The 26,437-nt window shown below is 60.6% G+C and carries 25 protein-coding genes; 7 read left to right on the top strand and 18 right to left on the bottom strand.

All coding sequences use genetic code 11. The features are described 5' to 3' along the window. Nucleotides 1-3 precede the first annotated feature (3 nt). A complete protein-coding gene (gene creD, locus HF682_RS16780; RefSeq protein WP_168878497.1) occupies nt 4-1,386 on the bottom strand; it encodes a cell envelope integrity protein CreD in 1,383 nt (460 codons plus the stop codon). Between the two features lie 141 nt (nt 1,387-1,527). On the opposite strand from creD, the gene HF682_RS16775 reads away from it, so the two are divergent. Continuing rightward, entirely contained in the window at nt 1,528-2,664 is a 1,137-nt protein-coding gene (locus HF682_RS16775) for a methyltransferase (protein ID WP_168878496.1), read from the top strand. Nucleotides 2,665-2,670: 6 nt separating this feature from the next. Here HF682_RS16775 and creC read toward each other — a convergent pair whose 3' ends face one another. Together creC and creB are read right to left on the bottom strand one after the other, a co-directional pair. Next, nucleotides 2,671-4,107: a two-component system sensor histidine kinase CreC gene (creC, locus tag HF682_RS16770; RefSeq protein WP_168878495.1), complete on the bottom strand. Its 1,437-nt coding sequence runs from the start codon at nt 4,105-4,107 to the stop codon at nt 2,671-2,673. A gap of 1 nt (nt 4,108) precedes the next feature. Then, nucleotides 4,109-4,780, bottom strand: a complete 672-nt coding sequence (gene creB / locus HF682_RS16765) for a two-component system response regulator CreB (protein ID WP_168878494.1) — start codon at nt 4,778-4,780, stop codon at nt 4,109-4,111. Nucleotides 4,781-5,130: 350 nt separating this feature from the next. Here creB and HF682_RS16760 point away from each other — a divergent pair, with 350 nt between their 5' ends. Beyond that, entirely contained in the window at nt 5,131-6,417 is a 1,287-nt protein-coding gene (locus HF682_RS16760) for a WD40/YVTN/BNR-like repeat-containing protein (RefSeq protein WP_168878493.1), read from the top strand. Between the two features lie 61 nt (nt 6,418-6,478). On the opposite strand, the gene HF682_RS16755 is transcribed toward HF682_RS16760, so the two are convergent. The 3 genes from HF682_RS16755 to hppD all read right to left on the bottom strand — a co-directional run bounded on the left by HF682_RS16755 (nt 6,479) and on the right by hppD (nt 9,925). Beyond that, nucleotides 6,479-7,465, bottom strand: coding sequence for a fumarylacetoacetate hydrolase family protein (locus HF682_RS16755; RefSeq protein WP_168878492.1), 987 nt, complete (start codon nt 7,463-7,465; stop codon nt 6,479-6,481). 7 nt (nt 7,466-7,472) lie between these two features. Further along, on the bottom strand, nt 7,473-8,615 hold the full coding sequence (locus HF682_RS16750; RefSeq protein ID WP_168878631.1) for a homogentisate 1,2-dioxygenase: 1,143 nt from the start codon (nt 8,613-8,615) through the stop codon (nt 7,473-7,475). Between the two features lie 200 nt (nt 8,616-8,815). Next, complete coding sequence (gene hppD, locus HF682_RS16745) at nt 8,816-9,925, bottom strand: 4-hydroxyphenylpyruvate dioxygenase (RefSeq protein WP_168878491.1); 1,110 nt, start codon at nt 9,923-9,925, stop codon at nt 8,816-8,818. Between the two features lie 155 nt (nt 9,926-10,080). Between hppD and HF682_RS16740 the strand changes: the two genes are divergently transcribed. Beyond that, nucleotides 10,081-10,572 (top strand): Lrp/AsnC family transcriptional regulator, encoded by a 492-nt coding sequence (locus tag HF682_RS16740; protein WP_168878490.1) that lies wholly within the window; start codon nt 10,081-10,083, stop codon nt 10,570-10,572. A 53-nt stretch (nt 10,573-10,625) separates the two neighbouring features. Here the strand turns inward: HF682_RS16740 and HF682_RS16735 are convergent, their stop codons facing one another. Further along, nucleotides 10,626-11,144, bottom strand: coding sequence for a MarR family winged helix-turn-helix transcriptional regulator (locus HF682_RS16735; RefSeq protein WP_168878489.1), 519 nt, complete (start codon nt 11,142-11,144; stop codon nt 10,626-10,628). Between the two features lie 66 nt (nt 11,145-11,210). On the opposite strand from HF682_RS16735, the gene HF682_RS16730 reads away from it, so the two are divergent. Next, entirely contained in the window at nt 11,211-12,077 is an 867-nt protein-coding gene (locus tag HF682_RS16730) for an EamA family transporter (protein ID WP_168878488.1), read from the top strand. Nucleotides 12,078-12,110: 33 nt separating this feature from the next. Continuing rightward, nucleotides 12,111-12,725: a nitroreductase family protein gene (locus HF682_RS16725; RefSeq protein WP_168878487.1), complete on the top strand. Its 615-nt coding sequence runs from the start codon at nt 12,111-12,113 to the stop codon at nt 12,723-12,725. Between the two features lie 9 nt (nt 12,726-12,734). On the opposite strand, the gene HF682_RS16720 is transcribed toward HF682_RS16725, so the two are convergent. From HF682_RS16720 to guaB, 3 genes are all read right to left on the bottom strand, one after another. After that, nucleotides 12,735-13,394, bottom strand: coding sequence for a hypothetical protein (locus HF682_RS16720; protein WP_168878486.1), 660 nt, complete (start codon nt 13,392-13,394; stop codon nt 12,735-12,737). Continuing rightward, on the bottom strand, nt 13,384-14,025 hold the full coding sequence (gene maiA / locus HF682_RS16715) for a maleylacetoacetate isomerase (RefSeq protein WP_168878485.1): 642 nt from the start codon (nt 14,023-14,025) through the stop codon (nt 13,384-13,386). The genes HF682_RS16720 and maiA overlap by 11 nt, the downstream gene beginning before the upstream one ends. 84 nt (nt 14,026-14,109) lie before the next feature. Then, entirely contained in the window at nt 14,110-15,570 is a 1,461-nt protein-coding gene (gene guaB, locus HF682_RS16710) for an IMP dehydrogenase (protein WP_168878484.1), read from the bottom strand. 139 nt (nt 15,571-15,709) lie between these two features. On the opposite strand from guaB, the gene HF682_RS16705 reads away from it, so the two are divergent. Further along, nucleotides 15,710-16,480, top strand: a complete 771-nt coding sequence (locus tag HF682_RS16705; RefSeq protein WP_168878483.1) for a substrate-binding periplasmic protein — start codon at nt 15,710-15,712, stop codon at nt 16,478-16,480. Here the strand turns inward: HF682_RS16705 and HF682_RS16700 are convergent. From HF682_RS16700 to HF682_RS16665, 8 genes are read right to left on the bottom strand one after another with little or no spacing between them, the layout of a single operon-like run. Beyond that, nucleotides 16,471-17,115: a 2-dehydro-3-deoxy-6-phosphogalactonate aldolase gene (locus HF682_RS16700; RefSeq protein WP_168878482.1), complete on the bottom strand. Its 645-nt coding sequence runs from the start codon at nt 17,113-17,115 to the stop codon at nt 16,471-16,473. The genes HF682_RS16705 and HF682_RS16700 overlap by 10 nt on opposite strands. Continuing rightward, nucleotides 17,112-18,011, bottom strand: coding sequence for a 2-dehydro-3-deoxygalactonokinase (locus HF682_RS16695; RefSeq protein WP_168878481.1), 900 nt, complete (start codon nt 18,009-18,011; stop codon nt 17,112-17,114). Before HF682_RS16695 ends, HF682_RS16700 begins: the two co-directional genes overlap by 4 nt. Beyond that, entirely contained in the window at nt 18,008-19,477 is a 1,470-nt protein-coding gene (locus HF682_RS16690) for an N-acyl-D-amino-acid deacylase family protein (RefSeq protein ID WP_168878480.1), read from the bottom strand. The genes HF682_RS16695 and HF682_RS16690 overlap by 4 nt, the downstream gene beginning before the upstream one ends. A gap of 3 nt (nt 19,478-19,480) precedes the next feature. Next, a complete protein-coding gene (locus HF682_RS16685; protein WP_168878479.1) occupies nt 19,481-20,368 on the bottom strand; it encodes a MurR/RpiR family transcriptional regulator in 888 nt (295 codons plus the stop codon). Nucleotides 20,369-20,384: 16 nt separating this feature from the next. Then, nucleotides 20,385-21,710 (bottom strand): amino acid deaminase, encoded by a 1,326-nt coding sequence (locus tag HF682_RS16680; RefSeq protein WP_168878478.1) that lies wholly within the window; start codon nt 21,708-21,710, stop codon nt 20,385-20,387. An 8-nt stretch (nt 21,711-21,718) separates the two neighbouring features. Next, nucleotides 21,719-22,786 (bottom strand): ABC transporter ATP-binding protein, encoded by a 1,068-nt coding sequence (locus HF682_RS16675; protein WP_168878477.1) that lies wholly within the window; start codon nt 22,784-22,786, stop codon nt 21,719-21,721. A gap of 55 nt (nt 22,787-22,841) precedes the next feature. Further along, nucleotides 22,842-23,612 carry an SDR family oxidoreductase gene (locus tag HF682_RS16670; RefSeq protein ID WP_168878476.1) on the bottom strand — a complete coding sequence of 257 codons (771 nt, stop codon included), beginning with the start codon at nt 23,610-23,612 and terminating at the stop codon, nt 22,842-22,844. Further along, nucleotides 23,609-24,808, bottom strand: coding sequence for a hypothetical protein (locus tag HF682_RS16665; protein ID WP_168878475.1), 1,200 nt, complete (start codon nt 24,806-24,808; stop codon nt 23,609-23,611). Before HF682_RS16665 ends, HF682_RS16670 begins: the two co-directional genes overlap by 4 nt. A 385-nt stretch (nt 24,809-25,193) precedes the next feature. Here HF682_RS16665 and HF682_RS16660 point away from each other — a divergent pair, with 385 nt between their 5' ends. Further along, nucleotides 25,194-26,432, top strand: coding sequence for an ABC transporter substrate-binding protein (locus HF682_RS16660; protein ID WP_205882144.1), 1,239 nt, complete (start codon nt 25,194-25,196; stop codon nt 26,430-26,432). Nucleotides 26,433-26,437 lie beyond the last annotated feature (5 nt).

Genomic DNA, 26,437 nt, shown 5'->3' with positions numbered 1-26,437 from the left:
CGGTTAGCGGACTTCGTCCGGGTTGGATGGGTCAAGCATGCTGGTTCGGGTTCTGGCCTGGGTTGCCGTGGGTGCGACTGCAGGCTGCGGGGTAGGCGCACCGACCTGATACCAGTCGAGACGGCGGGTTAGCAGCATGATGGTGGTGAGCACAGCGAACAGCAGCAAGGTACCCAGCAGCAGGGCGGACTCCTCCGATTGCAGCAGGCCGTACAGCGCGCCGTACAGGATGGAGAGCATCAGGAAGAAGCCCAGCGCCCGGGCCCGGCTGCCCAGCATGTAGCGGCTGTAGTAGGTGATCAGCCCGACGCAGGCCACACTGGCGGTACTGTAGGCCTGCGGGAAGCCGATATGCTCGGCCAGCGCCAGCAGCAGCAGGAAGAACATCGCCAGCGCGGTGCCGACCAGTGCGTACTGGATCGGGTGGATGCGCACCTGGTACAGGGTTTCCATCAAAAAGCAGGCGACGAAGGTCAGCAGTACAAACAACACGCCGTACTTCACCGCACGCACCGCTTGCTGGTAGACATCGCCCGGTTCCACCAGGGTGACGCCAAAGTTCATGTCGGTCGGCAGCTCAGCGCGCTCTTTGCCCGAGACGGCTTCCAGTACGCGCTGGTTCAGGTTGGTGGCGAACCAGGAGGTTTGCCAGTCTGCGGTAAAGCCGCTGCGGGTGACATTGCGGGTGGTCGGCGACAGATTGCCGTCAAACGAGGGGTGCGGCCAGTCACTCTCCAGGCTGACACGGGTATCCCGGCCAAGTGGGGTGAACTGCAAGGATTCGCTGCCACCCAGCTGCAGGTTGACGGCAAACTGGTAATCTGCGGCGGCTTTCAGGTTCAGGTCCGGCAGGGGGACATGAATGCCATTGCTCAGCATCGGCAACGGCGAGCCCGGCATGAAGGCGCGGCCCTGACCTTGCCACAGCAGCTCCGGCTGATTATGGATGCCGCGCGAATCGCTGACCCCCACCACCAGATACGGCACCCCCAGCTTCAAGGTATTCGATTCTGCTGGCAGATCGGCGGGCTCCAGCCGGAACTGGCCGGACAAATCGCCATCCATCGCAAAGCGCCGTACCCGGTACAGGCTCCGGTACAGCACATCGCTCTTCAGCTTGCCCTTGACGGCCAGCTGCTGCGGCAGGATGACATGCTGACGCGTGGTCACCGTACCATCGGACGGGTTGAGTACATCATAGGGCACCACCAGTATCGGCCCGGTGACGGTCTGCGGCAGGTTGCCGCTTTGCATCAGGCTGCTGCGTACTTCATGGCGGTGCTCGGCGCGTTCCATCACCAGCCGCTCTACGGCAGTCAGCGGTAACAGCAGGAGCAGGAACAGGCTCCCGATCAACATCAGTTTGATGAACAGGGTTCGTGACATGACAGACAGGCTCCGTGGGGAAGATGGCGCCAGTCTGCGGTGCGTCTGTGTGAGCATGATGCGCTGAATATGTGCGCTGTGTGTGCAGGGTAGGGCACACAGGCTGGTACACTGTACGGCAAGCCGCAACAGGAGCAGGGTGTGACCGCAGTAACCGTAAATTGGCTGGATCGCCAGGGCCAGCCGCAGCAGGCGCGCTGGCAATCCGAGAATGGCACCCCGGCACCGGGCCAGCTGCAATGTGTCGACGACCAGCTCTCGGCCAGCGAGGCCTTCCGGCTGGTGTCCAGCGGGGTCGGTTTGCTGTGGCAAGGGGATTACCACAATGCCCGCCAGCTCTTGCAAGCGCTGTCCCGCCGGGTAGACAAGCCACCGCGCAATCCGCCGCCTCCGGCCAAAACGCCGGGCGAGGCTTTCCAGCGGCAGCGGCAACAGTTGGCACGTCGTGCCGGGTTGCTCTCCTTGCTGCTGATCCAGATTGAAGCTGACCACCGCATTGCCTTGCGGCGCGCGCAGGATGTGCAGCAAGCCTGCCTGGAGGCGTATGGCGAGCAGTCCGGCCCCTATGTGCTGTCGCTGCGGGAACTGCTTGGGGTGATTGGCGCCCACGAATGGCGCAAGAAAGGGGTGTCGGTGCCTGCGCTGGGCGGCGATGCCATTCACCCGCACTACGGCGTATTCTCGCCGGTACGCGGTGAGTATGTCGATCTGGTGGCGCAAACGCCATTGCCCGCCGGGGTGGAGCAGGCGTTCGACATTGGCACCGGCAGTGGCGTACTGGCAGCGGTACTGGCGCGGCGTGGCATCCGTCAGGTCATCGCTACCGATCAGGACCCACGTGCGCTGGCCTGTGCTACTGATAATCTGCAGCGGCTGGGGCTGGCGGCACAAGTCACTGTCATGCAGGCTGACCTGTTCCCGCCCGGGCACGCCCCGCTGGTGGTCTGCAACCCGCCCTGGCTACCGGCACAGCCCAGCTCGGCGGTTGAATACGCGGTGTACGACCCGGATAGCCGCATGCTGCGCGGCTTTCTGAACGGGCTGGCAGCGCACCTTACCCCGCAGGGCGAAGGCTGGCTGATCATGTCAGACCTCGCCGAGCACCTCGGCCTGCGGCAAGCGGGGCAGCTACAAGGCTGGATTGCGGATGCCGGCCTCAAGGTACTGGGCCGACTGGACACCCGCCCCCGCCACGGCAAGGCGCGGGACACGAGCGACCCGCTGCACCAGGCCCGTACTGCCGAAGTCACCACTCTGTGGCAGCTAGGGCGAGGGTAAGCGAGTTCAGCTGCCTTGACGTAAGGGCAGGCTCACCACTACTTCCACCCCGCCCTGCGGGTGGTTGTGCAGGTCAACCTGGCCGTGATGCAGGTCGATCACTTCGCGCACAAAGGGCAGGCCGAGGCCGGTGCTTTTCTTGCCGCTGTCCGGGCGCGGCAGGGAGTAGAAGCGCTCGAAGAGGCGCGGTAGTGCGTAATCCGGGATGCCACTGCCGTGGTCGCGCAGGGTGAGCTGTAGTTGCGAGCCCTGTGCTTGCCAGCCCAGTTCAATGCGGCCACCCTGCGGGCTGAAGTCGATGGCATTGTCCAGCAGGTTGCCTAGCGCCTGCCCGAGCAGGAAGCGGTCCCCTTCGAGTTTGAGAGCGGGGGTATCGGGCAGCACCAGCAGGAGCTGCCGCTGCTGCAGGCGGGGGCTGCGTGATTCGGCCAGCTCCGCCAGCAAGGCGGGCAGGTCGATGGCCTCCACCCGCTGCAAATGCTGCAGGGATTCCACACTGGCCTGCCCCAGCATCTTGTCGATCAGGTCCTGCAGCCGTAGCGTTTGCTCTGAGACATGCTGGGCGAAGCGCTGGCGTTCAGCCGGTGGCAGATCTTCATGCAGCAGCTCCGCCGCGCCACGGATGGCGGCCAGCGGGCTCTTCATCTCATGGGTGAGGGTGTGGACGTAATGCTCCACATACTGCTTGCCTTCCAGCTTCTCGCGCATGGTGGCGAGTGCCTGGCTCAATGAGGCCAGCTCGCTGCTGCCGAGCGCGGGTGGCGTAGCCCGCTCGCCGCGGCTGACCAGGGTGGCGTATTGCACCAGCTGGTTGAGTGAGCCGGTGATCCATAGCGAGAACAGGATGCCAATGGCGAGTGACAGCAGCAGCAACCACAGCCCGCCACGCACCACCGACTGCTGGCTCTTGTCGACGAAAGGTTGCACGGTGGAGATCGGTTTGGCGACGGTCAGCACCCCCAGCAGGCCTTGCGCATCGCGAATCGGGGCGGCCACGTGCATCACGCTGCTGCTCTCATCGTCTGGATTGCTGCGGGTGCTGCGCGCACCGTATTTGCCGCGCAGGGTGAGGTAGACATCGTTCCAGCGCGAGAAATCCTTGCCGACATCCTTGTTGTCAGAATCAAACATCACGATGCCACGGGTATCGGTGATGTAGACCCGATAATCAATCTGCTGCTTGCGCACCCCCCAGATCACCGCCTGCGGCTTCCACTGCCGCATCTCATGCAGCGCGGCGGCAAAGTTGCCGTCATGCAATGTTTGCTTGCGCAGCTCCGGCGCCGCCATATGCGCCAGCAGATGCGCGGTATCGTTCAGCCCGTCTTCCATCGACTGGCTGATGCCCGGCTTTACCTCATCGCGGAAAGTGTTCATCACAAACCACGCGCCCACCGCCACGATCAGCACATAGCTCAGCAAAATACGCAGGCTGACCCGCATCTCAGCCCGCCAGACTCAGGCTGTAACCCAGACCACGATGGGTCTGGATCGGGTCACGCTCGGCATCCACCTCGCGCAGCTTGGCACGCAAGGTCTTGATATGGCCATCCACCGTCCGCTCCAGCGTCTCGGTACGGTCCTGCCACACCTGATCCATCAGCTGCGCGCGGCTGAACACCTGCTCCGGCCGCGCCAGCAGCGTGGCCAGCAATTGATACTCGAAGCGGGTAAGCAGCAACCACTGGCCGCAATAGCGGATACGTGCCGCCGCTGCATCATGCTCAAACAGCGCAGGCGGCGCACTGCGCACCCGCGTGCGCTTAAGGATGGTCTTCACCCGCGCGCAGACCTCACGCGGGCTGAAAGGCTTGGTCACATAGTCGTCCGCCCCAATCTCCAGCCCCACCACCCGGTCGATCTCGCTATTGCGCGCGCTGAGGAAGAGGATGGGCACATCGGAATGCTGGCGAATCTGCTTGCACAGCTCAAAGCCATTGCCATCCGGCAGGCCAATATCGAGGATCAGCAGATCAAACGCCTGTTGCTGCTGCGCCACCAGTGCATCCCGCACCAGGCTGGTGTGCTGCACGGCAAAGCCATCAGTCTGCAAGGCATAGATCAAGGAGTCCGCAATCGCGGCCTCGTCTTCCAGTAACAGGAGGGAAGGTTTCATGGCGGTGACTGTACGGGAAAGCGGCGGGAGTGCCAAGGTAGTTTAAAGTTCTGGTAGAGAATATTTTATCAAGGTCAGGCATAATTATCATATGTCGGATTTTTACTAATAGTCAGAAAGATTGGAAGATGATATTTCGATTTGCATTTTTCATAATATCATGTCTGCAGCTTGTGGGTTGCGTGACTAATAATAGGATAACTAGTCCAAATCAAGGGGCTGTTGTCGTTAAGCTGTCTTTGTCAAGTCCAAGAGTTAATAATGGTGTAAATACTTCACCAGAGATATGGGTTAGACGAATTTCTGGAGAGGGTGGCAAGGGTAGTGCCATCCTCATACCAGCCATAAACATGGCAAACAAGCCTACCCCTATTCATGCAGCAGCGCTTATGGAGGGGGTCTATGAAGTTGAAACTATTGGAGCAAGGCTTGGCTGTATCAACATGCTGGTTTGTAAAGGCTATGATGTACTGATTGATGATAAGAGTTTTCGTTTTTCCATTGAGCCGGGTAAATTAACGGATCTTGGAATGATCGTGGTGGGTTTGCCTGATGAGGCAGATAGGGTGCTGGCTACGCATCAGGTTGCGAAAGGTATCAAATCTGAGAGTTATTTAAGAGAGTTGGTTCCGGGTTTGACTAGCGCTATTAATGGTAAGGCTTTGTCATGGTCCGATCCTGCCTTGGAAGGGCGCGGGGTAGCACTTGCCAAGATTAAGCGTGATGATTTTTTACTTGGCAACTTAAAACACCTTAATGATTCGAATTATTTGGCTGTTGGGCCCGATGTTGTCTACAAGGTCAATATTAACAATGGGCGTGTTAATGTAATTGATGTGGGGGCGGGAGCCCCGCTAGACACAATACTGCCAGTATCAGACCGTGTCTGGCTGGCAGGTGGCTTTGGGGAGCTTGTGCAGACAGATGACGCTGGAGCTTCGTGGCATTCTGTTTTGGAAAATCTGCCTTTGGGTTTTGTGGTGGACTTGAAAAAATGGAAGGAAAATTTGATTGTTACGTTACTTCGTAATGGTAATGTTGAGATATATGGCAAACCTATTTCAAGCGGTAAATGGGAGCTTTGGGCGAGTTACCTAGGGAAGCCTGATAACTTGGATGGGACCGGTTTGGCGTGGATTGATCCGATATCGTTTATCATTGAAGATAAATTAGTAACCACTGTTCCCGGGGCGGAAATGGCAATTCTTGATATACTCAGCCGAAAGAGTCGAGTATATCCTTTGCCGGGAAAGGCATTGCAATTTTCAGTGTCTGGTGATGGACGCTTGAGGTGTCAGTGCATGCCATGGGTTATTATTAATCAATATGAAAGTATGGATATTGGAGGGACGTGGCAGGGGTCATCATATTCTCACTTAATGAATATTCCTTTCTTCAAGGACAAGATGCATGGTGTCGGCTATGAAAAGGGAATAATGTTTCGTGGAAAGTTGAAATACACTGAAGATGGTGGTTTGACATGGAAGGAGAGTCAACAGCCAGAGTTTACTGCTAATGAAATTTTCTATAATAGTGCGAATAATAGTTTTTATGCTACAACGCCCTATCATGGGTACTTGATTAAATCAAGCGATGATGGTAAGACGTGGAGTACGGTAGCTATTCATGCTCAGTAATAATTAAAAAAAGGGCGCCTTGCGGCGCCCGAGTGGCTGAATGGGGGGAGGGTATTCGGGGTCAGCCGGGGTAGGCTTGCACGGTCTGTTCAATGGCTCCGAAGAGGGACTGGCCTTGGCCGTCCAGCATTTCAATGCGTACCGTGTCGCCATATTGCAGGTAGGGGGTGCTGGGTTTGCCATCGGCCAGCGTTTCCAGCATGCGCTTCTCCGCGATGCAGGTATAGCCCTTGCTACGGTCTACATTGGAGATGGTGCCGGAGCCGACGATGGAGCCCGCTTCCAGCTCACGGGTCTTGGCCACGTGAGCGATCAGCTGCGGGAAGTCGAACACCATGTCCACGCCGCATTCCGGTGCGCCCACCAGCGTGCCGTTGATACTGGCGCGCAGTGGCAGGTGTACCTTTTTGCCATCCCAGGCGGTGCCCAGCTCGTCCGGCGTGATGGCGACCGGGGAGAAGGCGGTGGCCGGTTTGCTCTGGAAGAAGCCGAAGCCCTTGGCCAGCTCGGCCGGGATCAGGTTGCGCAGGGTCACGTCGTTGACCAGCATCAGCAGGCGGATGTGGGGCGCGGCAGCTTCTGCACTGGCACCCATCGGCACATCACCTGTGATCACCGCCACTTCGCCTTCCAGGTCCACGCCCCAGCTGGTATCGCGCACCCAGATGGGTTCGCGCGGGCCGAGGAAGCTGTCGGAGCCGCCCTGGTACATCAACGGGTCAGTCCAGAATTCCGGCGGCATCTCGGCACCACGTGCCTTGCGTACCAGCTCGACGTGGTTGACGTAAGCTGATCCATCGGCCCACTGATAGGCGCGGGGCAGCGGCGAGTGGCAGGCGGCGGGGTCGAAGGCGATGCTGCTGGCGACTTCGCCGCGATTGAGCGCCAGATAGATTTCCTGCAGGCGGGGTGCCACGCTGTCCCACTGGTCCAGCGCGGATTGCAGGGTGGTGGCGATCTGCGGTACGGCTACCGCACGGCTGAGGTCACGGCTGACCAGAACCAGGGTGCCGTCACGGCCGCCTTGTTTGAGGGTGGCGAGTTTCATGGTGTGCTCAGGCCTTGGGTTTCCAGGAGTGGACGTATTCCTTGACTTCGACCCGGCGGGCGCCGTCAAGGATATCTACCGGGAAGCGGGTGTCGATCATTACCGCCACTTCGTCGGTTTCCTTCTTCGGCGCGGTTTGCGAGAGCGCAAAGGCTTTCGGGTGCGGGCCGTGGGTGAAGCCGTAGGGGTGCAGCGTCAGCATGCCGGGGTGGATGTTGTCGCGGCTGAAGAAGTTGCCCCGGTGGTAGAACAGGATTTCGTCGTAGTCGTCGTTGTTGTGATAGAACGGCACCTTCAGTGCGCCGGGATCGGATTCGATCGGGCGCGGTACAAAGGTGCAGACCACAAAGTTGCGGCCAATGAAGGTGCTGTGCGCGCTGGGCGGCAGGTGGTAGCGATGGCTCATCAGCGGGCGGATATCGCGCCAGTTGAGCCGACAGGCCATCAGGTCACCGTGCCAGCCTACGGTATCCAGCGGGTTGAACGGGTAGGTGATGACGGAGAGCTCGCCACGGCGCTTCAGTACCACGCGCCATTCACCATTGCCATCGAAGCTGGTGGTTTTCTGTGCCTCAAAGGCTTCGTCCAGCTTCGGGGTATCCAGCACCATCGGGTCGAAAATGGCTTGCGGGCCGAGGATGCCTTTTTCCGGTACCTGGTAGGCACCATTCACCGCTTCGATCAGCAGCAGCTGGGTGGGGGTGCGGGGCACCAGGCGCCACATGGCACCCCGTGGCAGCAGCAGGTAGTCACCATCGCGGTAGGGCAGGTGGCCCCAGTCGCAGAACAGCGCGCCTTCGCCTTCGTGGATGAACAGCAGCTCGTCGCCATCGGCGTTGCGCACCAGATGGTCCATCGGTGCGTCCACTTTCCAGTAGCGGATATGGGTGTCGCCATTGCCAAACAGGCCGTGGGCATCCCACGGGCTGCTGCCGGAGGGCGGCAACTCTACCGTATCAAAGGCGTGCGGTTGCAGCGGGCCTTCGAACTTGACCCAGCCGGTCGGCGGGTTGGCATGGTGGAAGTGGGCAGTGGGGCCAAAAAAGCCTTCCTTGCCCATTTCGCGCTCATAGGTACCGCTTGGCAGGTCGCAATGGGCTTGCCGGGAATAGGTACCTTCGGCGCGGGGGTAACTCAACCAGCGACGCATCATGGTCTCCAGGTCAGTCTGTCAAGCCGGGCTGGTGGGCCCGGCATCTGGTTCAAGAACTTGCTTCCAGTCTGCTACGCGACGGCGATACGGCGTTGGAAACCACTTCGGAATGCTCATTTACACCCAGTAAACTCCGCTTCCTTAGTCATTTTCGCCTTGTTTCACCCTCGCTCGCGAGACGATAAGCCGCTTCTTGCTCAAGCTGCGGCCGGGTCTTCCAGCACGCCACGGCGAATCTGGTCGAGCTCGATCGAGTCGAACAGTGCCTTGAAGTTGCCTTCGCCAAAGCCTTCGTTGCCCTTGCGCTGGATCAGCTCGAAGAAGATCGGGCCAATCACCGTTTCGGTGAAGATCTGCAGCAGGTAGCCCTGGCCTTCGCTCGGCGCACCGTCGATCAGGATCTTGTGCAGCTTCAGCTTGGCAACGTCTTCCTGATGACCGGCCACGCGGGTATCCACCGCCTCGTAGTAGGAATCCGGCGTATCGAGGAATTTGATGCCATTGGCCTTCATGGCTTCAATGGTGGCGGCAATGTCGTTGGTACCCAGCGCAATATGCTGGATGCCTTCTCCATTATAGGCACGCAGGTATTCTTCGATCTGGCTCTTGTCGTCGGAGGACTCATTGATCGGAATGCGAATCTTGCCGCAGGCGCTGGTCATGGCTTGCGACTTCAGACCAGTCAGCTTGCCTTCGATGTCGAAGTAGCGAATCTCGCGGAAGTTGAACAGCTTCTCATAGAAGCCGGACCACACCGACATGCGACCACGATGTACGTTGTGGGTCAGATGGTCGATATAGGTCAGGCCTGCGCCCACCCATTCTGCACTGCCGTCGTCTTCCAGCGGTACAAAGTCCACATCATAGATGGATTGCTTGCCGTAGCGGTCCACCAGATAGACCGGGCAGCCGCCGATCCCCTTGATGGCGGGGATATTCAGTTCCATCGGGCCATATTGCTGCACGAAAGGCTCTGCACCCAGGCTGATGGCGCGGTCGTAAGCGGCCTTGGCATCCTTGACGCGAAACGCCATGGCACAGGCCGAAGGGCCGTGCACGCGGGCAAAGCTCTGTGCAAAGCTGTCCGGCTCGGCGTTGACGATGAAGTTCACTTCGCCTTGGCGGAACAGGGTCACATCCTTGGTGCGGTGTTTGGCAACCGCCTTGAAGCCCAGCTGGCGGAACAGGGTTTTCAGCTGTTCGGGGTCCGGTGCGGTGTACTCCACGAACTCGAAACCGTCTGTACCCATCGGGTTGTCCCACAGCGCGGGCGGGGTGTTGTGCTGGGACACGAATTGAACCGACATGGTGTGCTCCTCATTGATCTGGGTCAAGGCGATGTCATGTCATCGCAGTGGAGAGTATGTTACGCCCCTGCCTTCAAAATTAGATGCCAAATATTGTTTGCATCTGATCAATGTAAGCAACAAAATAGAAGCCTTGTTCCTAATGAAGCAATGAAATGTCAAAGACTGTCAGACTCGATAAAACCGACCGTCGCATCCTCATGGTATTGCAGCAGGAGGGGCGGATTTCCAATATCGAGCTGGCACGAAGGGTGTCACTTTCCCCCTCGCCCTGTCTGCGACGGCTGCAGCGGCTGGAAGAAGAAGGGGTGATCGACCGCTATGTGGCGCTGGTCAACCCGGAAAAGCTTGGAGTGGGGCTGCTGGCCTATGTCAACGTGTCGCTCGACAAGCGCAACCCGCAAGCCACTGATGCCTTCAAGCAGGTGGTGCACCACTGGCCGGAAGTGACCGAATGCTACGCCATGACCGGCGAAATGGACTATCTGCTGCGGGTGATGGTCACCGACCTGCAGCACTTCTCCCGCTTTGTGATGGACAAGGTGCTCAAACAGGCCGGGGTGCTGGACGTGAAATCCAGCTTCGCGCTGGAGGGGGTCAAACGCACCACGGCCTTGCCAATCGAGGCGCTGGCAGAAGAGGACTAAGACCCGCCTTGTGTTCTGCTGTGCTCCGGGGTACTACGCAGGCCACTAATCGCCTATTGGGCAGGGCCTTCCAGCGCCTGCAGCAGGGTGGACAACTGTTCGGTCAGTGTCTGGATTACCGGCTCGGGCAGGGTAGACAGGATACGGTGCTCATTGGCGACATGGGCTTCCAGCGCACGCTCGATCAGCTCGAACCCTGCCTGATTCAGCTGGACCAGCATGCTGCGGGCGTCCTGCGCATTGGGGATGCGCTCAATCAACCCTCGTGCTTCCAGACTTTTCAGCCGGTGCGTCATGGTGCCAGAAGTTACCATCAACGTGGAAAACATTGCGGTGGGGCTAAGCCGGTAGGGCGCACCTGAGCGGCGCAAGGTCGCCAGCATGTCAAACTCCCAGGCACACAGGCCAAAGTCGGCGAATATCACCTCCAGCCGGGCTTCCAGCAGGGCCGCACTGCGCATGATGCGCCCGATGGTGCCCATTGGGCTGGTATCCAGATCAGGCCGTTCGCGTTGCCACTGCGCAAGGATGTGATCAACCGCATCCCCCATGGATGGATTTTTTTTGTCCATATGCCTTGACTTCAAGATAAATGCAAACGCACAATATGTGCATTATAACTTGATTTGAAGATAAACATGACAACAATACTGCGCTATTGGCGTGATGTGATTTCAACTGCATTGGCGCCCACCATCTGGGGTTCCACTTACTTGGTCACCACGCAGTTTTTGCCGCCAAACCGTCCATTTACCGCGGCCCTGCTCCGTGCACTACCCGCTGGCCTGCTGTTATTGCTGTGGACCCGCCGCTTGCCGTTGCGCACCGAGTGGGGGCGTCTCTTGATCCTGGCTGCACTGAATATCGGTTTCTTCCAGGCCTTGCTGTTTGTGGCGGCCTATCGCTTGCCAGGTGGATTGGCGGCAGTGCTGGGGGCCATTCAGCCCTTGCTGGTGATGCTGCTGGCGTGGGGGGCAGATGGGCGCGCACCCGCGCGAGCCACGCTCGCCGCTGCCGCCGCGGGGGTTGTAGGCATGGCGGTACTCCTGCTCTCACCGCAAACCCGATTTGAACCCATCGGCATGGTGGCCGCTTTGCTGGGGGCGGTATGCATGGCCAGCGGGGTATGGCTTACGCGACGCTGGAAAATGACCTTACCCGTGCTGTCCCTGACGGGATGGCAATTGTTGCTCGGTGGTTTGATGTTGGCACCACTGGCGATGGTGCTTGACGTGCCATTGCCGCCGTTAAGTGTGAAACAGTGGTCCGCCTATGCCTACCTGTGCCTGGCTGGTGCTCTGCTGGCCTATGCCCTGTGGTTTCGCGGGGTATCCCGGCTGCCTACGGTAGCGGTGGCGTCACTCGGCTTGCTAAGCCCGCTGACGGCAGTGGTATTGGGGTGGCTGTGCTTGTCTCAGCGCATGACGGGGACATCACTGCTTGGCTTGCTGATGGTACTGGCGAGCGTGTTTGTGGTGCAGTGGACTTCCATCCGGACGCGGTGACATTTTTGACTTTATCAGAAGGGTAATACATCCATGCAGACGATCGAACAGCTCATCAACGCTCGCGTATCCGTTAACCATTTCCAGGCAGGTCGTCCTTTAGCCACGGAGACCATTCATCAGCTGGTGGCCTTGGCAACGCGTGCGCCGACGGCGTTCAATATGCAGAATTGGCGTTTTATTGCGGTCCAGTCAGCTGAGGCCAAGGCGCGCTTGCTGCAGGTGGCCAATGGCCAGGTCAAAGTGGTGGAGGCGTCGGTTTCATTCATTGTGTGCGGAAAGCTGGCAGGCTACCAGCAATTGCCCGAGGCGCTGTCTGCGAGTGTGCAGGCCCGGATCATGCCTGCACAGGTTGCCGCAAGCTGGGCTGATCTGGCGAGTACGTCACATCGCCATGATCCGGCATTGCAGCGGGACGAGGCTTTTCGCTCCGCCTCATTGGCCTGCATGACGTTGATGCTTGCTGCGGAAGGGATGGGGCTGAGCAGTTGCCCCATCAGCGGGTTTGATGCCGACCAACTCCGTACCGCGTTTGAACTGGAACCGACTGAACTGCCTGTGATGATTATTTCGGTTGGCTATCCCGCCAGCGGCAACTGGCCGCAGAAACTGCGCAAACCGGTAGAGGAGGTCTTGTCACTGGTCTGACGGTCAGACTCAACCCGACAGGTCGGTGAAGTTCCAGCGCGCGCAATATTGCTGGAAGAGTTGTGGATGGAGGGCTGACAGGAACAGGCCGTCAGGCGCAAAACCCTCTGGGTCCGGCAGGCACCAGAGCAGGATGGGGCCTGAGCCCAGCCAGATGCGCAGTCCGTCGACGGCTACGGCTGGCCTCGCGGCAGCGGGGTGCAGCTGCCGGATCTGCTCCTCTGCGGTCACCGCTGCCGGTAAGTATCGCTGGGCGCAGTAGGGGTAGCCCCCTTGCGCCAGCTGATAGTAAAGCAGGGTGTGCAGGAAGCACTCAAGCGGCTGGGGCTCGGGGTAGGCCTCCGCCTCGCCAAGGTCGGGTATCTGAAAAACCGAGCCAGCATGATCCACACTCCAGTAACAGACTTGTTGGTGTTCCTCCAGAAAAACGATGCGACCTTGATGAAGACTCAACTGCTGTGGACTGGCAAAGCGCTGAAAAGACTCCGTCAGCATCTCGACCCGCCCCAGGTGCTGATAAAACAGGCGTAGTGCAAAGGGAAGGAAGATGCCCAGACGCGTTTCTGCCTGCCTTAGTTCGACCTCAGGAAGACCGTCCTCGACGCTCAGAGGGCGATCGAGAAGCACCCTGGCTTCGTCCAGAAGTGCAGCGAAAGGCTCAGGCAGCATCTGCCTGTTGCTCCGGCGCCGCATCGTGGAAGGCGGGCAGGCTCAGGCAGTGCTGCTCGATGCGGGCGAGGGTTGGCCAGTGCTGTGCCGGGTCCAGCTGGTAGCGCCGGGCGTTATACAGCTGCGGGATCAGGCAGAGGTCGGCCAGCGTGGGCTGGTCGCCTACGCAGCAGCACCCGGCCTGTGGCGCGATCTGGGTTTCCAGTGCGTCCAGCCCGAGGCGGAGCCAGTGCAGGTACCAGTCGGTTTTCTGGGCATCGCTGACCTTGAGCGTGTTGCTAAGGTATTGCAGGATGCGCAGGTTGTTGACCGGGTGAATGTCGCAGGCAATGCTCAGTGCAATGGCGCGGATATGGGCGCGCTGGGCGGCATCACCCGGCAGCAGCGGCGGCTGCGGGTGGCATTCGTCCAGGTATTCGCAGATCGCCAGCGACTGGGTGAGGGCATGCGGGCCATCCACCAGTGTAGGCACCAGCTCCTGTGGGTTGAGGCTGCGGTAGGATTCGCCATGCTGCTGGCCGCCGTCTTTCAGTAAATGCACCGGGATGTGTTCGGCAGTCAGCCCTTTGAGATTCAGCGCAATGCGCACGCGGTAGGCGGCGCTGGAGCGGAAGTAGGTGTAGAGCTGCATGGGCTGGGGCTCCGTTTCAACATCGTGTTAAAAAGGCGGCTGTCAGAGTGACAGCCGCCTTGCAGGACCGGGTTGCTTCCGCGCTTACTCCATGCGGTAGTTCGGTGCTTCCTTGGTGATCTGCACGTCGTGGACGTGGCTTTCACGTACCCCGGCGCTGGTGATCTGTACAAACTCGGCGCGATCCTTCACATCGGCAATGCTGGCGCAACCCAGGTAGCCCATGCTGGAGCGCAGGCCGCCCATCAGTTGGTGGATCACGGCACTGATCGGCCCCTTATAGGGGACGCGGCCTTCGATGCCTTCCGGCACCAGCTTTTCGGCATTGCCTTCATTGTCCTGGAAGTAGCGGTCGCTGGAGCCTTGCTGCATGGCACCGAGCGAACCCATGCCACGGTAGGATTTGTAGGAGCGGCCCTGATACAGCTCGGTTTCACCCGGCGCTTCTTCGGTACCGGCAAACAGCCCACCCAGCATCACGCAATCGGCCCCGGCGGCAATCGCCTTGGAGATGTCACCCGAGAAGCGGATGCCACCGTCCGCGATCAGCGGTACGCCGGTATTGGCCAAGGCCGTAGCGACGTTGTCGATGGCGGTGATCTGCGGTACCCCCACACCGGCCACAATCCGGGTGGTGCAGATGGAGCCGGGGCCAATGCCCACCTTGACCGCATCGGCACCATGATCAGCCAGCGCACGAGCCGCGTCGCCGGTGGCGATGTTGCCGCCAATCACCTGTACATGCGGGAAATGCTTTTTCACCCATTCCACCCGCTTGAGCACACCTTCCGAGTGCCCATGTGCGGTGTCGACCACGATGACGTCCACGCCCGCTTCGGCCAGCAGGGTCACGCGCTCTTCGGTGCCTTCACCCACGCCAACAGCCGCGCCCACGCGCAGACGGCCGAGGTCATCCTTGCAGGCCAGCGGGTGTTCGCTGGATTTCAGAATGTCTTTTACCGTGATCAGGCCGCGCAGTTCAAAGGCCTCGTTGATCACCAGCACGCGCTCCAGGCGGTGCTGATGCATCAGGTTCATGGCCTCTTCACGGCTGGCACCTTCACGCACGGTGACCAGGCGGTCACGCGGGGTCATGATGCTGGATACCGGCTGATCCAGCCGATTTTCAAAGCGCAGGTCGCGGTTGGTGACAATGCCGACCACCTTGCCGTGGTCGACCACCGGCAGGCCGGAGATGCGGTGCTGGCGGGTGAGCGTCATTACTTCGCGCACGGTCAGGCTGGACGGAATGGTGATCGGGTCTTTGACCACGCCACTCTCGAAGCGCTTGACCTTGGACACTTCACGCGCCTGCTTTTCAGCGGGCATGTTCTTGTGCACGATGCCAATGCCACCTTCCTGTGCCAGCGCAATCGCCAGCCGGGCTTCGGTCACGGTGTCCATGGCAGCGGACAGCAGCGGGATGTTCAGGGTGATGTTGCGGCTCAGGCGGGTGGTCAGGCTCACGTCTCGCGGCAGGATGGCGGAGTGCGCCGGAACCAGCAGGACATCGTCGAAAGTGAGGGCTTGTCGAATGACACGCATCGGGGGGTTCCTTCCGGCAAAGCAGAATTATATCGAAAACAGCCACTTGCGGTAAAGGCGCTGGCCGCTTGTCTACCACTGTTGTGCTGAGGGTTGGAGACCCTATACTGCAAAGTGAGCAGAATCGATGAGGTGAATCATGCGTCGTTTTGGACTGGTGTTGATGATGTGTCTGAGCATGCCTTGGGCGTGGTCTGCATGTCGCCAGCCTTTACGGGTGGCGCTGGAAGATTGGCCACCCTATGTTCATGTCGGGGCGAATGGTCAACCCGTCGGGCTGGAGGTGGAGTTACTGCAGGCGGTGGCGCGGGAAGCCGGATGCACTGTCAAGTTTCTGGGCAATATCCCTCGGCAGCGACGTATGGCTTTGTTCAAGCTGGGCAAGCTGGATGTGATGTACGCCGCATCGGACACGCCGGAACGACGGACATTTGCCTTGTTCAGTGAGTCCTACCGGGATGAAGTGGTGCGCGTGATGGCCGATGGCAGCAATCCTCCGCAGCCCCTGCCGGCCAGTTTTTCCACTATCCTTGAGCGGCGTTTGCCACTGCTGGTGCCGCATGGAGGCTTCTTCGGGACGGAGTATGAGCAGCTGATGCCGCAGCTGAGCGAAGGGCACTTGCTGCTGCCCTTTGAAGAATACCAGCAAGGGGTGGAAATGCTGCGGGTCGGTCGGGCCAGGCTGATCATGGGGGATGAAGTCGCCTTGCAGTTCCTGACATCACGCCATGACGATGGTGTCAAGCTGGTACCCCTGCCGTTTGTAGCCAGCCGCGGTCCGGTACATTACATGCTGAGCAAGATGACGCTCACCCCGGCAGACAAGGCGGCGCTCGACAAGGCGATAGCCAAGGTCATTCGCAGTGGGGAGCGGGCCCGTATTCTGGCCCGCTATGGTGTTCAGGACTGAGCCTTGTGCCGTTGCCAGGCTTCAGTAAAACGCAGGGCCCGCTCGCGGACGGTGGCCACGCTATCGCCGGCTTTGTATAGTGCACCACCAATGCCAAAGCCATTGGCCCCCGCTCCCACATAGTCAGCCATGGTGTCCGGCGTCACCCCTCCGACGGGGAGTAGTTTGCAGTGCGATGGCAACACACTGCGCAAGGCACGAATAGCTCCGGGAGGCACCAGTTCCGCCGGGAAAAATTTGAGTCCATGCGCCCCGGCTGCCAGTGCGGCAAAGCACTCGGTCGCGGTTTGCACCCCGGGCAGGGAGATCATGCCCGCCGCCCGGGTTGCCCGGATGACTTCCGGGTTGCAGTTGGGCGAAACCACCAGTTGGGCGCCTAGCGCTGCCAGTTGCTGCACCTGATCCACTTCCAGCACGGTACCGGCCCCCACCAGCATGCGATCTCCACAGTGAGACAGCAGCCGATGAATGCTGTTGAGTGGATCGGGCGAGTTCAGCGGGACTTCCAGCATGCGCCAGCCTGCCGCATACAGCATGTCGGCCATCGGGATGGCCTCGTCCGGCGTGATGCCCCGCAGGATGGCAACCATGGGTAGCTGCTGCCAGGCCTGTTCAAAGCGTGTTTCATGATTCATACCAGTTGCGCCTCCTTGGCCACCCGCCACAAGCCGCGCATGACGGCCTGATCACCATCAATCAGCTGACTCTCGATGCCCCGGCTGGCCAAGGCACTGGCGTAGTGGTCTGAGAGCGGGGCGCTGGCGACGATGGCTACCTGCTGCAAATCCGGATAACGGGCCAAACCTTGCACCAGTTCATATCCAATCAACAAGCCAGACAGCCAGGCGGCCAGGCTGGAGGGAGGCATTTCAGCCTGTACCCCGCGGGCACGTACCCCAAACAGCTGGGTCAGCCAGTCAGGATGCGAGCGGGCATTGTTCAGGCCATCGTGGAATGCGGCTGCATCCCACGGTCCGTCAGAGGTCACCCCTGCAATCAGGCTGTGTTGCCGCAGGATGGCATACAGCTCACCTGTCATGGCCGTATGTAGCCCGGAAATCCGGGCGCCTTCCAGCCGGATCCACTTGCTGTGGGTGCCGGGCGCAATCAGCAGGGGTACCGGTGCGCTGAGCCCCAGCGCCTGGGTTTCTTCTCCCCGCATCACATCGCGGAATCCGGCGCAGTCTTCAAAACTGGACACCCCGGGGATGATGGCGACCTGTCGTTGCTCGGCTTCAAAGCGCACTAGGCCTCGGCTCAAGGTAGCGAGGTCAGCGGGGGCCGGCAAGTAGGGGGCTTCGCGCCACCCCAGTTTGCTGCCGGCCATGCCACACAGCAGCATGGGGACACCGGGGCACGCATCCAGCCAGTCGTGCAATCCGGCAAGCATCGCAGCGGTGGCTTCGCCCGCCGGGAAGCGGGTGACGCCGTGGGCGGCATGGCGTGTCTCCAGAACTTCACCCTGCGGGTTGAAACGAAACGCCCGCAGATTGGAAGAGCCCCAATCGACGCCGATCAGTACGGTCGTCATGGCTGGCCCTCGTCAAAGCGCTCTTGCTGCCGGCGCAGCATGCGGCCACCGCGCTGGCCGGTCAGCACGCCATCGATCACGGAGAGCACACCATTGACCCACACCTGGTGAATGCCTTGGGCAGGCTGCTTAGGGTCGGCAAAGGTGGCGGTATCGCGAATGTGCGCGGGCGAAAACACTACCAGATCGGCCGCGCAGCCGACCTGCAGGCGGCCGCGTCGCCGCAGGCCAAAGGTATCAGCGGACAGCGTGGTCATGCGGCGGATGGCTTCCGGCAGGTGAAACAGCTTTTCCTCACGGCAATAGTGGCCGAGCACGCGCGGGAAGGCCCCCCACAGGCGTGGGTGCGGGTGGGCATCACGCGGCAGGCCATCCGAGCCGATCATGGTATGCGGGTAGGCGAGGATACGGCGTACATCGTCCTCGTGCATCTGGAAATAAATGCCCCCTGCAGGAGACAGACGGCGCGCCGCTTCTTTCTGGTCAACACCCCATTCTGCCGCCACCTCGGCCAGATCGCGGCCATTGTGCTCCGGGTGGGGTTCGGACCAGCTGACCAGTACCTTGATCTTGCCGTCCACGTAGTCCGGGTTCAGGGTGGTGGAGCCTGCGGTGTAGGGGTAGGCATCCAGCCCGACCGGATGGCGACGCCGCCGCTCGGTGACGCAGGCCAGACTCTCGTTGCTGCGACCCCAGTTGGCCGGACCCGCGCATTTGTGATGGGACAGCACCACCTGCAAGCCCGCAGCTTCGCCTGCATCGCAGGCCTCATGAATGGAGTCGATCACCCCGGCGTATTCGTCACGGATGTGCGAGGTGTACACCCCGCCGTGGCGTGCTGCCACCTTGGCCAGCGCGATCACTTCGTCGTTACCGGCGATTTTGCTGGTGGGGTAGAACAGACCGGAGCTGAAACCCAGCGCGCCGGACTGCATGCCTTCTTCCAGCAGGGCCTGCATCTGCTCGACCTGTGCGGCGCTGGCTGCTTGTGCGGGATCATCCAGCACGTTCACCCGCAGCGTGGAGTGTCCGACCAGCAGGCCGATGTTAACAGTAGGCCCGGCCGCATCCACCGCCGCTGCGTAGGCGGCTACGGTAGGGTAACAATAGTCCGCCTGGGACCCGATCAGGTTGAGCGGTGCGGGGGGCGTGCGATCGGCCACCCACGGCACCAGGCTGATGCCGCAGTTGCCGACCACAACCGTGGTCACGCCCTGGGTCAACTTGGCCTGCATGGCGGGGGCGCTGACGGCCTGCTGGTCGTCGTGCGCGTGTACATCAATAAAGCCGGGACTGATGATCCAGCCGCTGGCATCGTGCTGCTGCTGTCCGTGCAGGCTGCCAGCCGGGGCAATAGCGGCGATGCGGCCGGCCTGTATGCCAATGTCGGCCTGATAGCCGGGGGTGGCGCTGCCGTCGAGCAGGGTGCCGCCGTGCAGTACGGTATCGTAGATGGGGGTGGTCATGACTCAGAAAACTCCAGAAGAATCCGGTGGGTCGGCGTCGTCGCTGGCGCGCAGGGTTTCCAGTCGCGCCCGCGCCCGACGCACTTTTTCAATGCTGCGGGGGCCGCGCCGCAAGGCGGTGCCAATGGCAAGAATGTCCATGATGCCCAGGTGCACCAGGCGGGAGACACCCGGCGTGTGGGGGTCACCATAACGTGGCAGGCGGACCAGCAAGGGAATATCGGCTACCCAGGCCAGCGGGGACCCTGCCGTGGTCAAGGCGATGGTGGTGGCACCGCGCTGCTTGGCAATCTTCAGGCTGTCGATCACTTCCTGGCTGCGTCCAGTGTGTGAGATGGCAAACGCCACGTCACCCGGCTCCAGTAGCCCGGCGGACAGCCGTTGCAAGTGCCCGTCGGTAAAGGCGCTGGCGGCAATGTCCAGCCGCAGGAAGCGCAGATAAGCATCCTCTGCCACGATGCCGGACCCGGCGCCGACGCCAAAGAAGTAGATGCGCGGGGCCAGTGCCAGCGCCCGGATGGCGGCTTCGGTCGCCAACGGGTCGATCAGGTCGCGGCTGTGCTGGAAGGCATGGCTGATGGCATCGCACACCTTGTGGATCAGGGTGTGGGTGTCATCGCTGGCTTCGACCGTTTCCGAATTGTAAGGCAGGCCGCTGGCGACACTATGCGCCAGCTGTACCTTGAAAGCGCGCAGGCCCTCGCAGCCAATGGCCCGACAAAAGCGGGTGACACTGGGCTCGGACACCTGCGCCTTGAGTGCCAGCTCCGCAATGCTGGCGTGCATGGCGAAGTCCACATCGGCCAGCACCGCCTCGCCCACCTTGCGTTCTGCCGGGCGTAATTGCTCCAGCGTGTCGCGGATGTGCAGGATCAGGTTGGCTGAGGGCATGGTGTCTATCCGCAGGTCAGAAGCAGGTGTGAATGATGTCTTGCACCTGATAACCGTCGTCTACCAGCAGCAGGTGTGGCCACTTGTCAAAGGTGGTGCAGGGGTGCGAAATGCCACACATCACCAGATCCCCCACCTGCAAGTCCTGCCGGATAGTGCCTTCCGGCAGCCGCAGATAGGCATGCTGGTCGTTCATCTTCTCGACCTTGCTGCCTGCGGGCAAAGCCTGCAACGGATCGCTGCTGCCGGGGCGATGCCATTGCTGAGGCAGTGGCAGCTCGATGTCGTAGGAGGCATCACGCTTGCCCATGGTGAGAATGGCCAAGTCGGCTTCCGGGCGGGATTGCACCATGCTCCAGACTTCCAGCGCAGGCTGCAACCCGGTATCGCTTGCGCCCAGCCGTTGCTGCATCTCACGGATCAGGCCGTGGTAGAAGCCATGGTCATGGGTCAGGTAGCAGCCGCTGCGCAGAATCGGCAGCAGGGGCCGTGACAGGGTGGGCAGGTTGGCAAAGCCTTCCGCGACCCGGTCAAAATAGGCGGAGCCACCTGCACTGATGATGACCTGTTCGCCCGCAAAGCCCGGCCCGTGGTCGATCTGTTGCAGCACACTGGCGAGTTCGCTGAGGAAGTGCTGTACCGCAGCCAGATCTTGCTCACGATTGGCACTGACCAGCAGACCTTCATAGCCTTCCACCCCAGCGAGGTGGACACCGGGCGCTGCGGCCACGCTGCGGGCCAGCGCCAGTGCGTCCGCGGCTGAACGGCAACCAGTACGGCCTCCGCTGAAGCCCAGCTCGATCAGCACCGAGAACCCGCGTTGCAAGCCGGTTGACTGGGCCGCGTGTTGCAGCCGTTCTACCCCGGCCACACTGTCGACCAGCAACAGCAGCTCAAAATCCGGATCGGCTTGCAGCAGGCGCGCCGCCAGCTGCAGCTCGGCGGGGGCGACCAGCTGATTGGCAAGCAATACACGACGAACGCCAAAGCGGTGGGCGGTCTGTACCTGCGGCAGGGTCGCCAGGGTCATGCCCCAGGCCCCTTGCGCCAGTTGGGCGTCAAACAGCTGCGGGCTCATGGTGGTCTTGCCGTGCGGCGCCAGCTGTACGCCGTAGTGGCGGCAGAAGGCCTCCATCCATTGCAGATTGTGTTGCAATACACTGCTTTTCAGGACGGCCACCGGAAACGGTGTGTCACCACGCAGGATGTTCCACTGCTGTGCCGCGACTTGCGATGGCAACAGGGGCGCATGCAGGGGCAGGCCCTTGCTGCCAGGCAGCAAGGGGGCTTCCTGCAGGGCGGCCAGCTGCAGGCCACCACGGGGTAAAGGGTTATAACGCATATCAGGACTCAATTCAGACGTTGGCCGCTCTGGCTGTCGAACAGGTGGATCTTGTCATCCGGGAAGTGCAGATGGGCAATATCACCGGGCTGCAGATTCAGGCGGCGGTGGGCGGCCACACAGAATACCGCATCACCCACCCTGCTGTAGAAATGCGTTTCCGCACCGGTGGGCTCCACCACATCCACTTTCAGCGGGATACCGCCGTGCGCGTGCAGTTCAATGTGTTCAGGGCGGATGCCCAGCGTCAAACTCTGGCCGGGCACGGCACTGTTGGCGGGCAGCGGTACCACGATACCGGCATCATGCATCAGCACCAGGCCCTCATCGCCTGCGGCTACCGTACCGGGGATGAAGTTCATCGACGGTGAACCGATAAAGCCAGCCACAAACAGGTTGGCCGGGCGATCGTACAGCTCCAGCGGGCGACCCACCTGCTCGATATTGCCGGCGTTCATCACCACGATGCGGTCGGCCATGGTCATGGCTTCGATCTGGTCGTGGGTCACATAGATCACGGTGTTCTTCAGGCGCTGGTGCAGCGCCTTGATCTCGGTGCGCATCTGCACCCGCAGCTTGGCGTCGAGATTGGACAGCGGTTCGTCAAACAGGAACAGTGAGGGTTCACGCACCACGGCGCGGCCCATGGCCACTCGCTGGCGTTGGCCGCCGGACAGCGCGCGCGGCAGTCGCTCCAGATACGGTGCCAGATTCAGCATTTTGGCGGCCGCTTCAATACGCGGACGAAATCCCGATTCCGGCTCCTTGCGCAGGCGTGGCCCAAAGGCGATGTTTTCGTAAACCGACAGGTGGGGGTAGAGCGCGTAGCTCTGGAACACCATGGCGATATTGCGCTTTTGCGGCGGCAGCTGGTTGGCGCGGGTGCCCCCGATCATCAGGTCACCCCCACTGATGTCTTCCAGCCCGGCCACCATACGCATCAACGTGGTTTTGCCGCAGCCGCTGGGGCCGACCAGTACCACGAATTCACCATCTGCAATGTCGAGGTCTACCCCATGCACCACCTGGGTGTCACCGTAGCGCTTGAAAATGCCCTTCAGTTGTACCGCTGCCATGCCTGTTCCCCTTTTGCTACCTGCTGCTTGCCGCGTGATGCAGCATTGTTGTCAATCAGAATGCTTCCAGTGTCAGTTCTTCCGCCATCACCCGGTTACCGGCCATCAAGCCGCCGTCGACGGGCAGGCTGACGCCGCTGATCATGCGGGCATCGTCCGAGGCCAGGAACCAGGCGGCTTTGGCGATGTCCAGCGGTGTGGCGAAGTCGCCCAGCGGATACCACTTCTTCAGGTGCTCGAACACCTGCGGGTTCTTGTCGACGCGCGCCTGCCAGGCGGGTGTCTTGACCGTACCGGGGCAGACAATGTTGGCGCGGATGCCATGGCGGCCATATTCCAGTGCCAATGCGCGGGTATAGCTGATCAAGCCCGCTTTGGCTGCGCTATACGCCGGGTGGCCCAGCGCTGCCATACCATTGACGGAACCGATCAATACGATAGCCCCTTTACCTTGCTGCATCATGCCGGGGCGAACCGCCTCCACACTGTGGTAGGTGCCATTGAGGTTGAGCGCGATGTCCTGTTGCCACAAGGCGGGGGTGGTGTGCTGCAAGGTGGTGGCTGCGGCTGCCCCAGCATTGGCAATCAACACCTGAACCGGGCCATGCGCTTGCAACAGCGGGGCCAGCGCCTGCTGTACGGCGTCGGCATCGGTCAGATCGGCGGTGGCGGTCAGGCAGGCGGCACCCAGTTCGGCTTGCAGGCTGGCCAGCGCGGGGGCGTCCCGGTCCAGGGCAATCACCCGGTCGCCCTGTTCGATAAAGTACTGGCACAGACTGTGACCGATGCCGCCACAGGCGCCGGTAATCAAGGTAAGTCGGTTCATGACAGGTTCCGTGTGTAGGACGACAGGGTCTGGCCCAGCTGGTCCAGCAGGTGAGGGCGCAGCAACCCATGGTTATAAAAGCCGAATTCGGTGATGCCGAGCGCGGTGAGCGCACGCAATGCGGCATCCAGTTGCTGACCATCGGCGAGGTCCGGCGGGCCCGGGCGCAGGATGGCACGAATGCGATCTGCCGGAATGCCACGCTGTAGCAGGTCCAGAGCGTCAGCTGCGACCTGATCTGCATTGGGCTCGTAGAAGGGGACTTCCAGACGGTCAGCCACTTGCGCCAGCGCCTTCAGGTCACTGCCTTCGGTCCAGCAATGGGCGGTAGGCCGTTGCACGGTCGGGATCACCGTCAGTTGCATGGATGCCGGCAAGGCGGTGCGAATGTGCTGCACCAGTGCGGTGACCCGAGCCTGATGCAATTGATGGTACTGACGCAGGGTGTCATCTTCCAGCAGGTCGCTTGCCAGCCAGTGCAGGGCTTGAGTGCTGCTGGCATCGACGGGCGCGCGCAGATAGCGGTCGATACGGCTGGCAATGCGCTGCTGCAGTCCGGCGACATCCAGACCAGCCTGCCCCCCCAAGTGATGGCATGCATCACAGAAGCACAGGCCCAGTTGGGCATCCAGCCAGGCATTGCTGCGCAGCTGGGCAAATTCATGATGGTAGCCGTGTGCATAGGGCAACCAGCCTGGTGTTTCCAGTACCAGGCTGCTCAGCTGCGGGTATTGACTGCTGAGGTCTCGGCACAAGGACACGGCATAGTCGAACACCGCCGGTTGCGATGGGCACAGGCTGTACAGATAAGGATCGCCAAACGCATTGCGGGTGACGTAATCCAGGTGCAGCTGGCCCAGGCGGCTATTGTGCAGCAGCACCGTCCAGCCATGCACGGCAACGCGGCCATCGTCCAGCACCTCGTCCAGCACCCGGCGCAAGGCCGGTGTGCTGTGGGGCAGGGGCTGCAGCTCACCGTATTGACGGGCATCCGGCTCGAAGTACACCACGCCATCTTCAGGGAAGATCACCTTGCCCTGGCGTGCATGCGGGCGCAGGAACTTGCCCGCGTGATAGCTGCTGGCCAAGGTGATGCCATTGAGGTTCCGCGCCTGCAACTGATCGATAAAAGCGGTCACGCCGGTATCGAGCACGTCCCAGCCATAGCTGTACAGGCTGCGATGTGGTGTGGTCATGTCTTGCCCTTGTGAAATTTTCCGACAAATGATACGAGACTGGTTTTATGAATTGCAAGCCGTTTTTAGTACCAATGATGTATTTTTTTCTTGATGAGAAATATTGTTGCGTTGCCAGTTGACATTTGTTCTTTCATCGAACAAACTAAGCCGCACAAGTTGAGATGATTGTTTTTAATGGATTATTTTGTCTGGCTGTTGCGGCGGGCTCAAGCGGTTGTTGGGCGCAAAATCCGTGGAAAACAAAAATCGGGGGCGTGACTTGTTTTGTGATACAAGTTTGATACCATGTGTGGCGTAAGCAAGGGGTTGTGTAGGATAGTTTCATGAAAGACGAGCTTGTGTGAGGCACGGCTTGTCGCAATAAATCACTCAGGAGGAGAGCATGAAAGTACGTTTGACCCAAGGTTTGACCCGTATGGCCTTTGCGCTGACCGCGACCGGTGTACTCAGCCTGGCTGCGCCGATGGCGCATGCCGAGACGGTGCGTGTCACGGTGGCGTATTACAGCGATCAGACCGAGCCGTATTTCAAGAAAATGGCCGAGGCCTTCCAGAAGGCTAACCCGGGTAGCGAAATCAAGATTGAAATGGTGAACTGGGACAGCCTGCAGCAAAAACTGCAGACGGACATCTCCGGCGGCACCAATGCCGACCTCGCCATCATTGGTACCCGCTGGCTGCTGGACTTCGTGAAGGATGATGTGGCGGAGCCGCTGGATGGTTACATGGACGGCGCATTCAAGGACCGCTTCATTGGCGCCTTCATGGCACCGGGTCAGATCAAGGGCAAGACCTATGGCTTGCCGATCGCAGCCTCTGCCCGTGCGCTGTATTACAACAAGGAACAACTGGCCAAGGCAGGCTTCCCGAATGGTCCGAAGACCTGGGATGATGTGGTTGCCGCTTCCAAGAAGATCAAGGCGAACGGCGGCTACGGTTTCGGCCTGCAAGGCAAGGAAATCGAAACTGACGTGTACTGGTACTATGGTCTGTGGACCAACGGTGGTGACGTGGTGGGCAAGGATGGCAAGGCCGCGTTCAACTCGCCGGCCGGTATCAAGGCGGCCACCCTGTACAAGTCGATGATCGACCAGGGCCTGACCCAGCCGGGCGTGACCAACTACAGCCGTGAAGACGTACAGAACCTGTTCAAGCAGGGCCGTGTGTCGATGGTGATTTCGGCCCCGTTCCTGGCCAAGCAGATCAAGAAGGAAGCACCGAACCTGCAATACGGTATTGCACCGGTGCCGATGGGCTCGGCCAATGCCACCTATGCCGTGACCGATTCCATGGTGATGTTCAAGAACGCCAAGTCGAAGAAGACGGCCTGGAAGTTCCTGGACTTCCTGTTCACCAAGGGCCCGCGTGTCGCCTTCTCCTCGGGTGAAGGCTTCCTGCCGACCACCAAGGAAGAAGCCACTGCGCCGCAGTTCGGCGAGCCGGATACCAAGGCATTCGTGAACCTGCTGCCGACCGCACGTTTCGCACCGACCGTTACCGGCTGGGAAGATACTGCCAAGGCGGTGAGCGATGCCATGCAAGCCGTGTATCTGGGCAAGGCCAAGCCGGCGGATGCCCTGAAGGCGGCAGCCGAGCAAGCCAACAAGGCACTGGGCAAGTAAGCCCG

The organism is Leeia aquatica, from assembly GCF_012641365.1.
GTDB lineage: Bacteria > Pseudomonadota > Gammaproteobacteria > Burkholderiales > Leeiaceae > Leeia > Leeia aquatica.
The sequence above is the reverse complement of the archived record's forward strand: the minus strand, read 5'-3'. Positions and strand labels throughout refer to the sequence as shown.